The following is an 11,566-nucleotide window of genomic DNA, read 5'->3' on the forward strand; positions in this document are numbered from 1 at the left end:
TCACAACAATGAGGGCAAGCAAGATGGTGTTCAAAAAACGTGCGATCGCGGTCCTGGCCGCGGCAGTCCTGGGCGCAACCGGCACCGCTGCCTTCGGCGCCGACAGCCTCAGCTTCGTCAGCTGGGGTGGCACCACCCAGGATGCGCAGAAGCAGGCCTGGGCCGAACCCTTCAGCCAGTCCACCGGCGTCGCCGTGGTCCAGGACGGCCCCACCGACTACGGCAAGCTCAAGGCCATGGTGGAGAGCGGCAACGTCCAGTGGGACGTGGTCGACGTGGAGGCCGACTTCGCCCTGCGCGCCGCCGCCGAGGGCCTGCTGGAGCCCCTGGACTTCAACACCATCAAGCGTGACCGCATCGACCCGCGCTTCGTTTCCGACCATGGTGTCGGCTCGTTCTATTTCTCCTTCGTGCTCGGCTACAACCAGGGCAAGGTCGGCGGCAAGCAACCGCAGGACTGGTCGGCGCTGTTCGATACCGCCAGCTACCCGGGCAAGCGCGCGCTGTACAAATGGCCGAGCCCCGGCGTGCTGGAGCTGGCCCTGCTGGCCGACGGCGTGGCCAAGGACAAGCTCTACCCGCTGGACCTGGACCGCGCCTTCAAGAAGCTCGACACCATCAAGAAGGACATCGTCTGGTGGGGCGGCGGCGCGCAATCGCAGCAGCTGCTGGCCTCCGGCGAGGCGACCCTCGGCCAGTTCTGGAACGGCCGCATCTACGCCCTGCAGCAGGACGGCGCGCCAGTGGGCGTGAGCTGGAAACAGAACCTGGTCATGGCTGATTTCCTCGTGGTGCCCAAGGGCGCGAAGAACAAGGACGCGGCGATGAAGTTCCTGGCCAACGCCAGCAGCGCCAAGGGCCAGGCCGACTTCGCCAACCTGACCGCCTATGCCCCGGTGAACCTGGACAGCGTCGGCCAGCTCAAGGGCGACCTCGCGCCGAACCTGCCCACCGCCTATGGGCAGGAGCAGATCACCCTGGATTACGCCTACTGGGCGAAGAACGGCCCGGCGATCGCCGCACGGTGGAACGAATGGCTGGTCAAGTGAAAATGGCTGTGATGCAGCCGGGCCAGGCTGCCGGAGGCGCATCCCGCGCCGCCGGCGGCAAGGCCCCGAAGGCCGAACCCATCCGACAGGATGAAGTGCTCACCCACCGCTGGCGCGGCGTGCGCAACCTGCTGCCGGCGCTGCTGTTCCTCGGCCTGTTCTTCCTCGCCCCGCTGATCGGCCTGCTGCTGCGCGGCGTGCTGGAGCCGACCCCAGGCCTGGACAACTACGCACAGCTGTTCGCCAACTCGGCCTACTCGCGGGTGCTGTTCAACACCTTCGCGGTCGGCGCGCTGGTCACCGTGATCAGCCTGCTGCTGGGCTTCCCGCTGGCCTGGGCGATCACCCTGGTGCCGCGCGGCTGGGGCCGCATGCTGCTGAACATCGTGCTGCTGTCGATGTGGACCAGCCTGCTGGCGCGCACCTACTCCTGGCTGGTGCTGCTGCAGGCCTCGGGGGTGATCAACAAGACCCTGATGGCGCTGGGCATCATCGACCAGCCGCTGGAGCTGGTGCACAACCTGACCGGCGTGGTGATCGGCATGAGCTACATCATGATCCCGTTCATCGTGCTGCCGCTGCAGGCCACCATGGCCGCCATCGACCCGATGGTGCTGCAGGCCGGCTCGATCTGCGGTGCCAGCCCCTGGACCAACTTCTTCCGGGTGTTCCTGCCGCTGTGCCGGCCGGGGCTGTTCTCCGGCGGCCTGATGGTCTTCGTCATGTCTCTGGGCTACTACGTCACCCCGGCGCTGCTGGGCGGCGCACAGAACATGATGCTGCCGGAGTTCATCGTCCAGCAGGTGCAATCCTTCCTCAACTGGGGCCTGGCCAGCGCCGCCGCCGCGCTGCTGATCGCCATCACCCTGGTGCTGTTCTACCTCTACCTGAAGCTGCAGCCGGAATCCCCGGTGGCTTCCAGTAGCGCGAGGTAAGCCATGCTGCTCTCACCCAATGCCATGAGCCGGCGCATGCGCGTCGGCCTCTACCTCACGACGGGCAGCATCGCGGCCTTCCTGCTGCTGCCCATCGTGTTCATCGTGCTGCTGTCCTTCGGCTCCTCGCAGTGGCTGGTGTTCCCGCCGCCGGGCTGGACGCTGAAGTGGTACGGCCAGTTCTTCTCCAACCCCGAATGGATGAGCGCCGCGCTCGCCAGCCTGAAGGTGGCGATCCTCACCACGATCTGCTCGGTCGCCCTGGGCCTGCCCACCGCGTTCGCCCTGGTGCGCGGCAAGTTCCCCGGCCGGGAGTTGCTCTACGGGCTGTTCACCCTGCCGATGATCGTGCCGCTGGTGATCATCGCGGTGGCGGTCTACGCGCTGTTCCTCAAGCTCGGCTACACCGGCACGCTGTTCTCCTTCGTGGTCAGCCACGTGATCGTCGCGCTGCCGTTCACCATCATCTCGATCATCAACTCGCTGAAGCTGTTCGACCAGTCCATCGAGGACGCCGCGGTGATCTGCGGGGCGTCGCGCCTGCAGGCGGTGATCAAGGTGACCTTCCCGGCGATCCGCCCCGGCATGGTCGCCGGCGCGCTGTTCGCCTTTCTGGTCTCCTGGGACGAAGTGGTGCTGAGCGTGATGATGGCCAGCCCGACCCTGCAGACCCTGCCCGTGAAAATGTGGACCACCCTGCGCCAGGACCTGACCCCGGTGATCGCCGTCGCTTCGACGCTGCTGATCGGCCTGTCCGTGCTGGTGATGGTGATCGCCGCCGCCCTGCGCCGGCGCAACGAAATCCGCGCCTGAGCGCCGAGGTAAATGCCATGAGTGCCGTGATCCAAGAATCCCGCGAGCAGAAGACCCTGGTCAGCCTGCGCAACCTGAACAAGCACTACGGCGACTTCACCGCCGTGGACAATATCTCCCTCGACATCCAGGACGGCGAGTTCCTCACCTTCCTGGGCTCCAGCGGCTCGGGCAAGAGCACCACGCTGTCCATGCTGGCCGGCTTCGAGACGCCCAGCAGCGGCGAGATCCTGGTGGACGGCCAGTCGCTGGTGAACGTGCCGCCGCACAAGCGCGACATCGGCATGGTGTTCCAGCGTTACTCGCTGTTCCCGCATCTGTCGGTGCGCGACAACATCGGTTTCCCGCTGGACATCCGCAAGCAGAAGGGCGCCGAGCGCGAGCGCCGTGTCGACGCCATGCTCAAGCTGGTGCAACTGGACAAGTTCGCCCACCGCCGCCCGGCGCAGCTCTCCGGTGGCCAGCAGCAGCGCGTCGCCATCGCCCGCGCGCTGGTCTACGAACCGCGCATCCTGCTGATGGACGAACCCCTCGGCGCGCTGGACAAGAAGCTGCGCGAGGACCTGCAGGACGAATTGCGCCACCTGCACCGCCGCCTGGGCATCACCATCGTCTACGTCACCCACGACCAGGAGGAAGCGATGCGCCTGTCCCAGCGCATCGCCATCTTCAGCCACGGCAAGATCGTCGGCCTGGGCAGCGGCTATGACCTCTACCAGAACCCGCCGAATGCCTTCGTGGCGTCGTTCCTGGGCAACTCCAACTTCCTTCGCGCCCGTGCCCATGGCAACGCCGCGGCGGAATTCGAAGGCCGCGCACTGGCCATCCGCCCGACCGCGAACCTGCGCGAGGGCCAGGACATCCTGCTGATGGTGCGTCCGGAAAAAGCCCAGGTACTGAGCCCGACCCAGGCCGCCGCCACGCCGCTGGCGGCGGGCTGGAACGAAATCCCGGCAAAGGTGGCCGAGACGGTGTTCCTCGGCGAGAGCCTGACCTGCAGCGTGGTCACCGCCAGCGGCGCGATGCTGACGCTGAAGGAGCTGTCCGGCAACACCCAGCCGCTGGCCCCCGGCAGCGAGGTGCGCGTGCGCTGGGCCGCCGCCGATGCCTGCGTGTACGACCAGTGGAACGAGAGTGACCTGACCAAGGGCGCGCACTGAGCGAATCCTGACGATTTATCCCTTGCACCCCCGGCGTGCCGTTGGCGTCGGGGGATTTTTTTGCCTGGCGTTTTTCGGATGTAGTAGGTGTCCGGCCCAACCGCCGGATCGCGCGCGCGGCACCCTCGTGTAGGAGCGGGCCATGCCCGCGAACGCGCGAAAACGCGCGGTCAGATCCAGATGGCGTTCCAGAAGGAATAATCGCCGACTCGCCGAACCAATCCTGCGCGAAGCGGATTTGCAACCAGATAGCGCGCGGCTTGGCGCAGGTCATCCTCACGACGTAAAGCCCGGTCATGGAAGCTCGGTGTCCATAGCTCGCTTCGCCTGCCTAGCGCCCGATTGGCCAGGCGTGCGCTGGCGGATTTCAGGTTCTTCACGGTCGTCTCCAGGCAGGCCTCTTCGCCCAGCTGGAGCAGCCAGTGCACATGATCCGGCATCAGCACCCAGGCAAGCATGGTGCAGCCATTCAACAGTTGCCGATCCTCGAAGCAGCGTGCTGCTGCACATGCAGCTTTGAAGCTAGCGAAGAATGGCTGGCGCCGGAGCGTCGTGGAGGTAAGCAGATAGACCGTATGGGGCAGGGCGACGCGGCCTTTGCGCAACGCAGCGCGGCCGGCAGAGTGCAGGGCCATGGTCGATCCTCTGTGTGAGTGGATCGACTATCACGTTCGCTGCTGTTCGCTACGAGAGGAAACAGCCGCAAGCCAGCCGGCTGATTCGGTGTCCCCTGTAGGAGCGGGCCATGCCCGCGAACGCGCGGATACGCGCGGTCAGGCCCAGATGGCGTTCCAGAAGGGAAAATCAGCGACCCGAATCACCGAGTTTCATGGGCGGCAGTGGTGCTAGGACCAGCCGTCGGCCCTGCCGACGGATCGCGTGCACGGCACGCTCCTACAGGTCGGCTCGTGTAGGAGCGGGCCATGCCCGCGAACACACGAAAACGCGCGGTCAGATCCAGATGGCGTTCCAGAAGGGAGATCAGCAACCCGCATCGCCGGTTTGCACGGGCGCCGTGTGCTAGGACCAACCGTCGGCCCTGCCGACGGATCGCGTGCATGGCACGCTCCTACAGGTGGGCTCGTGTAGGAGCGGGCCATGCCCGCGAACGCGCGGATACGCGCGGTCAGGCTCGAATGACGTTTCAGAAAGGAGAATCAGCGACCCGCGTCACCGAGTTTCATGGGCGGCGGAGGTGCTAGGACTAACCGTCGGCCCTGCCGACGGATCGCGTGCATGGCACGCTCCTACACGGGGGGGCGGTGTTACCGGATGAAATGCACCTTCCCGGTGTCGTCGTTGCCCATGTAGATGCCATATACCCCTGCCTGGCGTTCCTCGATGTAGCGTTCGAGGATCTGCCGGATCGCCGGGTAGTAGATGCACTCCCAGGGGATTTCCTCCGGGGCGAAGAATTTAACCTGCAGGGTCTCGGGGCCGTGCTCGCCGGTTTCTTCGATCACGCTGGCGCGGAAGATGATGTAGACCTCGCTGATCTTCGGCACGCTGAAGATGGAGTAGGGCGAGACGATGTCGGCGCGTACCCCGGTCTCTTCCCAGACTTCGCGCAGGGCGGCCTGCTCGGTGGTTTCGCCGTTTTCCATGAAGCCGGCCGGCAGCGTCCAGGTGCCGGGACGCGGCGGAATGCCGCGCTGGCAGAGCAGGTATTTGCCGTCGCGCTCGATGATGCAGCCGGCGATGACCTTGGGGTTTTCGTAGTGGATGTAGCCGCAACCCGCGCAGACAAGGCGCTCATGGGTGTCCCCCGGCGGGCACCGGCGGCTGAGGCCGCCACTGCCGCACGCGGGACAGAAGCGCGGGGCGGGCATGGCGTCAGCGGCCTATGCGCGGCTCTTTGAGCGCGATGGGGGTGGCGATGTCGCGCACCTTGCCGGCGCCGTCCTGCTTGGAGCGCAGGTAGTCCAGGGCAACCTTGGCGGCGGCGCGCACGTGGTCGACCGAGGCCTGGTGAGCGGCAACCGGGTCGCCGCTCTTGATCGCCTCGACCATGCGTTCCATTTCCTGGTTACTGGCGGCGCGACGGTTTTCCTGGGACACGGAGGTGGCCCGCAGGTAGCTGATGCGCGCCTGCAACTGGCGCAGCTGGGTGGCGGCGGTGCGGTTGCCCGAGCCTTCCAGGAGTACGTCGTAGAAGCCCTGCACCGACTCGATGACCTGCTGCAGCTCGCCGTCTTCCAGCGCCTGGCGGTTCTCCTCCAGCGCGCGCTCCAGGTTGCGGATGTCGCGGGCCTTGGCGTTGAGGGTGAAGAGCTGGACGATCAGGCCTTCGAGCACGCAGCGCAACTCGTAGATGTCGACCGCGTCTTCCAGGGTGATGATGGCGACGCGCGGACCCTTGGCATCGGCGAACTCCACCAGGCCCTCGGATTCCAGGTGGCGCAGCGCCTCGCGCACGGAGGTGCGGCTGACGCCCAGGCGATCGCACAGATCGCGCTCCACCAGGCGGTCGCCCGGCAGCAGCTGGAAGTTGAGGATCGCGCCGCGCAGCTTGTCGAGGACGATTTCGCGCAGGGTGACGGGGTTGCGATTGACCTTGAAGCTATCGTCGAGTGGCAAGCGTTTCATGGGGTCCGCTCTGTGTTCTGGCTGTCCATAGGAAGATCGATGGAGCACCCTGGGGCGCTCTTTCGTCAAGTCGGGCCAGCAATCAACCACGTTCCTCGGCGTCGGCCTCGGCGAAGGCTTCGCGGGCGAGGCGGAAACTGTCCACCGCCGCGGGAACCCCGCAATAGATGCCGACCTGCAGGAGGATCTCGCGGATCTGCTCGCGGGATAAGCCGTTTCGCAGGGCGCCGCGCACGTGCAGCTTGAGTTCGTGGGGGCGGTTGAGTGCCGAAATCATCGCCAAGTTTATCATGCTGCGTTCCTTGAGCGATAAGCCCTCCCGGCCCCAGACGTGGCCCCAGCAGTACTCGGTGACCATCTCCTGGAGCGGGCGGGTGAAGTCGTCGGCGTTCTGGATCGACTTGCTGACGTAGGCCTCGCCCAGCACCTGGGTGCGGATGGCCAGGCCTTTTTCGTATTTCTCGTTGCTCATCGGGTATTCCTCACGCGTCTCCCTGTAGGAGCGCGCCATGCGCGCGATCGCGGGCATGGCCCGCTCCTACAGGTTGTAACCGGGTCCGCTAGCGCGGGCGGACCATGAAAAAAGGCCGCTGCCGAGGATGATGGCGAGCGGCCCTGGAAGGCGTCAGCCGGCTATCTCCGGCAGTGCGCCGAGCTTGCCGCGGTGATAGACCATCGGGGTGACCTCCTGCTCCGGGAGGATCAGGTTCTTCACCGCGCCGACGATGATCGCGTGGTCGCCGCCGTCGTACTCGCGCCACAGCTCGCATTCGATGATCGCGGTGGCGCGGGTCAGCAGCGGGTTGCCCAGCTCGCTCAGCCGCCACTCGATGCCCTTGGCCTTGTCCTGGCCCTTCCTGGCGAAGGCGTAGGCCTCCGCCTGCTGGTCGGCGCACAGCAGGTGGATGGCGAACTGCTTGCTGTCGCGCAGGATGGGATAGGTGTCCGACTCGTAGTTGGGGCAGAACAGCACCAGCGCCGGGTCGATCGACAGCGCGCTGAACGCGCTGGCGGTGATGCCGACGATCCTGCCATCGGCGTCCAGGGTGGTGACCACGGTGACGCCGGACGGGAAGGAGCCCATCACTTCTTTGTAAATGCCGGGTTCGATCATTTCGTCGCTCCTCCGAACCTGTTCAATGTCTGCCTGCGCTTGCCCATGCGGCGTTAAAAGCAGGCTCAAAATGCTCATTTACAGCGAGTAAACTGCGCTTTCTCGCCTGCTTTTGCCTTGCCTGGGCTGCGCTCGGCGAGACATTCAACAGGTTCTCAGCGCATCACGAACGGGTCGGGCATGGGCGCCTGCGAGAGGTTGATCCACACCGTCTTCAGCTCGGTGTAGGCCAGCACCGAATCGATGCCGCTCTCGCGGCCGTAGCCGCTGTTGTGGAAGCCGCCGATGGGCGCCATGGCGGACACCGCGCGGTAGGTGTTGACCCAGATGATCCCGCTGCGCACGCCACGGGCCATGCGGTGGGCGCGCCCCAGGTCGCGGGTCCAGATGCCGGCGGCGAGGCCGAACTGGGAGTCGTTGGCCATGGCCAGGGCCTCGGCCTCGTCCTTGAAGCGGATCACCGAGGCGACCGGGCCGAAGACTTCCTCCTGCATGATCTTCATCGAGTGGCTGTCGCACTCGAACAGGGTCGGCTCGTAGAACCAGCCTTCGGAATCGATCGACGGACGCTTGCCACCCAGGCGCAGGCGGGCGCCTTCGGCCAGGGCGTCGGCGACCAGGCCTTCGACCACGGCGAGCTGCTGCGCGGTGGCCATGGGGCCCATCTCGCTCTGCTCGTCCTGTGGGTTGCCGATGCGGATGCGCTGGGCACGTTCCACCAGGCGGGCAACGAACTCGTCGTAGATCTCGTCCTGCACCAGCAGGCGCGAGCCGGCGACGCAGCTCTGCCCGGAGGCGGCGTAGATGCCGGCCACGGCGCCGTTTATGGCGCTGTCCAGGTCGGCGTCGGCGAAAATGATGTTGGGCGACTTGCCGCCCAGCTCCAGCGACAGCTTGGCGAAGTTCTCCGCGCTGCTGCGCACCACGTGGCGCGCGGTGGCGGCGCCGCCGGTGAAGGCGATCTTGCGCACCAGCGGGTGGCGGGTGAGCGCCGCACCGGTGCTCGGGCCGAAGCCGGTGACCACGTTGACCACGCCGGCCGGGAAGCCGGCTTCGGTGGCCAGGCGAGCCAGTTCGAGGATGGTCGCCGAGGCGTGTTCGGACGGCTTGAGCACGATGGTGTTGCCGGCGGCCAGGGCCGGGGCCAGCTTGATCGCGGTCAGGTACAGCGGGCTGTTCCACGGGATGATCCCGGCAACCACGCCCAGCGGCTCGTGCACGGTGTAGGCGAACAGGTCGGGCTTATCCAGCGGAAGGGTGCCGCCTTCGAGCTTGTCGGCCAGGCCCGCGGTGTAGTGGAAGAACTCCGGCAGGTAGCCGACCTGGCCGCGGGTCTCGCGGATCAGCTTGCCGTTGTCGCGGCTTTCCAGCTGCGCCAGGTGTTCCTTGTTCTCGGCGATCAGATCGCCCAGGCGGCGCAGCAGCTTGCCCCGCGCGGTGGCCGTGAGGCCGCGCCAGGCCGGGGCGTCGAAGGCGCGCTGGGCGGCCTGCACGGCGCGCTCGACGTCGGCTTCGTCGGCATCGGGCAATTCCGCCCAGGGCTTGGCCAGGGCCGGGTTGAGGCTCTGGAAGGTCTTGCCGGAGACGGCGTCGACCCACTGGCCATCGATGAACATCTGGAAGCGTGCGAGGGTCATGCGACATTCCCCTGTACGTGATTCTTGGAAACCTGCGCCTGTTGCAGGAAGTCGAGCAGCATCTGGTTGACCAGCCGCGGCGACTCCACCGGCATCATGTGGCGCTGCTCGTCGAGCACCACCACCCTGGCGCCCGGAATGCGTTCGGCCAGCTCGGTGGCCATCTTCGGCGTCGAGCCCGGGTCCAGCTCGCCGGTAGCGACCAGGGTGGGCACCTTGATGCTGCCCAGGTCGTCCGCGCGGTACATGTCCTGCGTGGCGAACAGCGTGTAGGTTGTCAGATAGCCCTGCGGATCGTTGCTGGCAAGGGTCTGGCGGATCGCGGCGATCTGCGCCGGGTTGGCGGCCTGGTATTCGCGGCTGAACCAGCGCGACAGGGCGGCCTCGGCGTTGGCGTCCGGGCCGTGCTCGGCGGCCTGGCGGGTGCGCTCGATCACCCCGGCGCGCTGTTCGGCGCTGCGGTTGAACACGCTGTTGAGCACGACCAGGCCGTCCAGGCGCTCGGGATGGTGCAGGGCGAAGGCCCGCGCCACCAGGCCACCCATGGAGAAACCGATGACCGTGGCAGTGGTCACGCCCAGGTGGTCCAGCAACTCGCGCAGCTGGTCGGCATAACCGACCAGCCCACAGTCCGGCTGCGGCAGCTGACTCGCGCCATGGCCAAGCATGTCATAGGCGATGACCTGGAAGTGCGGGGCCAGACCGACGATCTGGCCGCCCCACATTTCCTTGTTCAGGCCGACGCCGTGGATCAGTACCACGGGGTGGCCCTGGCCGGTCGCCAGGTAACTGGTGCCGGCCGGTGTGCGTTCAGCGGTGAGCCGAATCATGGAGCGCTCCTGCACGGTGTGGATCACTGGGCCTGTTCGGCGGCCAGTTCTTCCAGGTCGATGTAACGGTTGCCGATGCGCGGGTGCAGGCGGCCACCGTCGGCGGCGCCCAGTACCACGACGATCTCGTCGGCGCGCGGGGCGTCTTCGATCTGCATTTCCAGGGTGATGTAGTGCGAGCGCAGGCCTTCGTCGTCCTTGTGCATCATCGGGATCTGGATCGAGGTGCCCGGGCCGCCGCGCTTGTTGGTGAAGCTCAGGTAACTCTTGGCATCCACGGCCTTGCGGTAGTGGTTGCCGAAACGCAGGGTGTGGATGACGGCGGAGGCGTGCTCGATCTCGCCATCGGCGCCGACCACGGCGGCCTTGCCGTAGGCCTGGATTTTGTCAGCGCCACCGATGGCGGCGGTCAGGCGCTCGACCATCAGTGCGCCCAGCTCGGAGCAGTTGGCCTTGATCTCGGGCTTGAGGTCTTCGACGAAGCCGCGACCGGCCCAGGGGTTCTTGATCACCACGGCGAGGCCGACCATGGTCACCGGCGTGTCGGTGGCCTTGCCGGCTTCGATGAAGGTCTGCTCGCTGTAGGTGACGATCTTGCGAATCTCGAAACTCATGGGTCGCTCCAGTGATGACTGCGGCTGGGTTGGGGAAGGGATTCGGTATCATGGTATACCATAATACGGTTTGCGCAAGGCGTATTTGCCATGGGAGTGCTGCGCCAGGAGCCAGCAGTGGCGGGCGGTGCGGGGGTATGCCGGAGGAACAGGCGACAAGCGGTCGCGGGGGAAAGCCGCCGTTTCGGTGGTCTCGGCGGCGCGGTATCCTTGGCGGCATCAGCCGGCGCGCATGGCGCCGGAGCCTTCTGGAGAGCCTTCGAGCATGAAACAGGAAATCGCCACCGTGACCGTCAGCGCCGAACACTGGGGGCGCGAGGCCGAAGCGGTGGACAACGCCCGCGTGACGGTGACCCTCAGCGCGCCGGAAGAGGGCGTGATCGAGGTGTGCTTCAAGGGCCAGCTGGATGCGCCGGACGAGCCGACCCACGTCTGTGTGACGCTGGAGAACGGGCTCTCTTATTACGGCGAGATCCAGGGTGGCGAGGCCAACGAGGAGGGCGGGTCGATTCGCTTCGAGGGGGAGTTGATCGATCTGGAGGGGTTCTGACCCTTTCATCCGCCGGTGCTCGCGGGTCGCGCTCCTACAGGCCGGCGCCTGATACTCACCTGTAGGAACGGGCCATGCCCGTGATCCGTCGGCAGGGCCGACGCTTTTTGCTCGGATGTTGCAGGGCGCTGCCTTGGCTTGGCGGTTTCTGCGTCGCTTCGGTGTGCGCGCTGACTTCTGTGTTTCGCCCCCTCGGGCGACCTTCTTTGGCAAACGCCCCAAAGAAGGCAAAGGTCTTGCCCCGGACATCCGGTTTTTCGCCTAAGCGAAAAACCGGA

The 11,566-nt window shown here is 66.3% G+C and carries 14 protein-coding genes; 5 read left to right on the plus strand and 9 right to left on the minus strand.

Translation table 11 applies throughout. The features are described from left to right. Positions 1-23 precede the first annotated feature (23 nt). Genes ACNFIA_RS23245 through ACNFIA_RS23260 form a run of 4 tightly spaced genes read left to right on the plus strand, consistent with a single transcriptional unit; the run spans position 24 to position 3,957 of the window. Positions 24-1,049 carry a polyamine ABC transporter substrate-binding protein gene (locus ACNFIA_RS23245; RefSeq protein WP_259756700.1) on the plus strand — a complete coding sequence of 342 codons (1,026 nt, stop codon included), beginning with the start codon at positions 24-26 and terminating at the stop codon, positions 1,047-1,049. Then, positions 1,034-1,984, plus strand: a complete 951-nt coding sequence (locus ACNFIA_RS23250; protein ID WP_416789051.1) for an ABC transporter permease — start codon at positions 1,034-1,036, stop codon at positions 1,982-1,984. Before ACNFIA_RS23245 ends, ACNFIA_RS23250 begins: the two co-directional genes overlap by 16 nt. Positions 1,985-1,987: 3 nt before the next feature. Then, the gene (locus tag ACNFIA_RS23255) at positions 1,988-2,797 is read left to right on the plus strand and encodes an ABC transporter permease (protein ID WP_416789053.1); all 810 of its coding nucleotides are present in this window, start codon (positions 1,988-1,990) and stop codon (positions 2,795-2,797) included. A gap of 17 nt (positions 2,798-2,814) precedes the next feature. Then, complete coding sequence (locus ACNFIA_RS23260) at positions 2,815-3,957, plus strand: ABC transporter ATP-binding protein (protein ID WP_416789056.1); 1,143 nt, start codon at positions 2,815-2,817, stop codon at positions 3,955-3,957. 170 nt (positions 3,958-4,127) lie between these two features. Here the strand turns inward: ACNFIA_RS23260 and ACNFIA_RS23265 are convergent, their stop codons facing one another. The 8 genes from ACNFIA_RS23265 to ACNFIA_RS23300 all read right to left on the minus strand — a co-directional run bounded on the left by ACNFIA_RS23265 (position 4,128) and on the right by ACNFIA_RS23300 (position 10,738). After that, positions 4,128-4,592 (minus strand): REP-associated tyrosine transposase, encoded by a 465-nt coding sequence (locus tag ACNFIA_RS23265; protein WP_416789058.1) that lies wholly within the window; start codon positions 4,590-4,592, stop codon positions 4,128-4,130. A 630-nt stretch (positions 4,593-5,222) separates the two neighbouring features. Further along, positions 5,223-5,786, minus strand: coding sequence for an NUDIX hydrolase (locus ACNFIA_RS23270; RefSeq protein WP_416789061.1), 564 nt, complete (start codon positions 5,784-5,786; stop codon positions 5,223-5,225). Between the two features lie 4 nt (positions 5,787-5,790). Further along, a complete protein-coding gene (locus ACNFIA_RS23275; protein ID WP_253443407.1) occupies positions 5,791-6,543 on the minus strand; it encodes a GntR family transcriptional regulator in 753 nt (250 codons plus the stop codon). Positions 6,544-6,625: 82 nt separating this feature from the next. Next, positions 6,626-7,015, minus strand: coding sequence for a carboxymuconolactone decarboxylase family protein (locus ACNFIA_RS23280; RefSeq protein ID WP_259759711.1), 390 nt, complete (start codon positions 7,013-7,015; stop codon positions 6,626-6,628). A 153-nt stretch (positions 7,016-7,168) separates the two neighbouring features. After that, on the minus strand, positions 7,169-7,657 hold the full coding sequence (locus ACNFIA_RS23285; protein WP_259756693.1) for a flavin reductase family protein: 489 nt from the start codon (positions 7,655-7,657) through the stop codon (positions 7,169-7,171). Between the two features lie 155 nt (positions 7,658-7,812). Beyond that, complete coding sequence (locus ACNFIA_RS23290; protein WP_259756692.1) at positions 7,813-9,294, minus strand: aldehyde dehydrogenase; 1,482 nt, start codon at positions 9,292-9,294, stop codon at positions 7,813-7,815. Beyond that, the gene (locus ACNFIA_RS23295; RefSeq protein WP_416789065.1) at positions 9,291-10,124 is read right to left on the minus strand and encodes an alpha/beta fold hydrolase; all 834 of its coding nucleotides are present in this window, start codon (positions 10,122-10,124) and stop codon (positions 9,291-9,293) included. Before ACNFIA_RS23295 ends, ACNFIA_RS23290 begins: the two co-directional genes overlap by 4 nt. 23 nt (positions 10,125-10,147) lie before the next feature. After that, positions 10,148-10,738 (minus strand): amino acid synthesis family protein, encoded by a 591-nt coding sequence (locus ACNFIA_RS23300; protein WP_259756690.1) that lies wholly within the window; start codon positions 10,736-10,738, stop codon positions 10,148-10,150. 265 nt (positions 10,739-11,003) lie between these two features. Here ACNFIA_RS23300 and ACNFIA_RS23305 point away from each other — a divergent pair, with 265 nt between their 5' ends. Then, positions 11,004-11,288 (plus strand): hypothetical protein, encoded by a 285-nt coding sequence (locus ACNFIA_RS23305; RefSeq protein ID WP_416789068.1) that lies wholly within the window; start codon positions 11,004-11,006, stop codon positions 11,286-11,288. Between the two features lie 55 nt (positions 11,289-11,343). On the opposite strand, the gene ACNFIA_RS23310 is transcribed toward ACNFIA_RS23305, so the two are convergent. After that, positions 11,344-11,566, minus strand: a 223-nt coding sequence (locus ACNFIA_RS23310; protein ID WP_416789071.1) for a hypothetical protein, incomplete at its 5' end; no start/stop codon positions are given.

The sequence above is a fragment of the Pseudomonas sp. NY15437 genome, from assembly GCF_048068435.1.
Lineage (GTDB): Bacteria > Pseudomonadota > Gammaproteobacteria > Pseudomonadales > Pseudomonadaceae > Pseudomonas > Pseudomonas nitroreducens_B.

Coding starts and splice junctions, on each gene's coding strand:
- ACNFIA_RS23290 (WP_259756692.1), bottom strand. CDS start 9,294: ATGACCCTCGCACGCTTCCAGATGTTCATCGATGGCCAGTGGGTCGAC.
- ACNFIA_RS23270 (WP_416789061.1), bottom strand. CDS start 5,786: ATGCCCGCCCCGCGCTTCTGTCCCGCGTGCGGCAGTGGCGGCCTCAGC.
- ACNFIA_RS23275 (WP_253443407.1), bottom strand. CDS start 6,543: ATGAAACGCTTGCCACTCGACGATAGCTTCAAGGTCAATCGCAACCCC.
- ACNFIA_RS23295 (WP_416789065.1), bottom strand. CDS start 10,124: ATGATTCGGCTCACCGCTGAACGCACACCGGCCGGCACCAGTTACCTG.
- ACNFIA_RS23285 (WP_259756693.1), bottom strand. CDS start 7,657: ATGATCGAACCCGGCATTTACAAAGAAGTGATGGGCTCCTTCCCGTCC.
- ACNFIA_RS23250 (WP_416789051.1), top strand. CDS start 1,034: ATGGCTGGTCAAGTGAAAATGGCTGTGATGCAGCCGGGCCAGGCTGCC.
- ACNFIA_RS23265 (WP_416789058.1), bottom strand. CDS start 4,592: ATGGCCCTGCACTCTGCCGGCCGCGCTGCGTTGCGCAAAGGCCGCGTC.
- ACNFIA_RS23300 (WP_259756690.1), bottom strand. CDS start 10,738: ATGAGTTTCGAGATTCGCAAGATCGTCACCTACAGCGAGCAGACCTTC.
- ACNFIA_RS23255 (WP_416789053.1), top strand. CDS start 1,988: ATGCTGCTCTCACCCAATGCCATGAGCCGGCGCATGCGCGTCGGCCTC.
- ACNFIA_RS23260 (WP_416789056.1), top strand. CDS start 2,815: ATGAGTGCCGTGATCCAAGAATCCCGCGAGCAGAAGACCCTGGTCAGC.
- ACNFIA_RS23305 (WP_416789068.1), top strand. CDS start 11,004: ATGAAACAGGAAATCGCCACCGTGACCGTCAGCGCCGAACACTGGGGG.
- ACNFIA_RS23245 (WP_259756700.1), top strand. CDS start 24: ATGGTGTTCAAAAAACGTGCGATCGCGGTCCTGGCCGCGGCAGTCCTG.
- ACNFIA_RS23280 (WP_259759711.1), bottom strand. CDS start 7,015: ATGAGCAACGAGAAATACGAAAAAGGCCTGGCCATCCGCACCCAGGTG.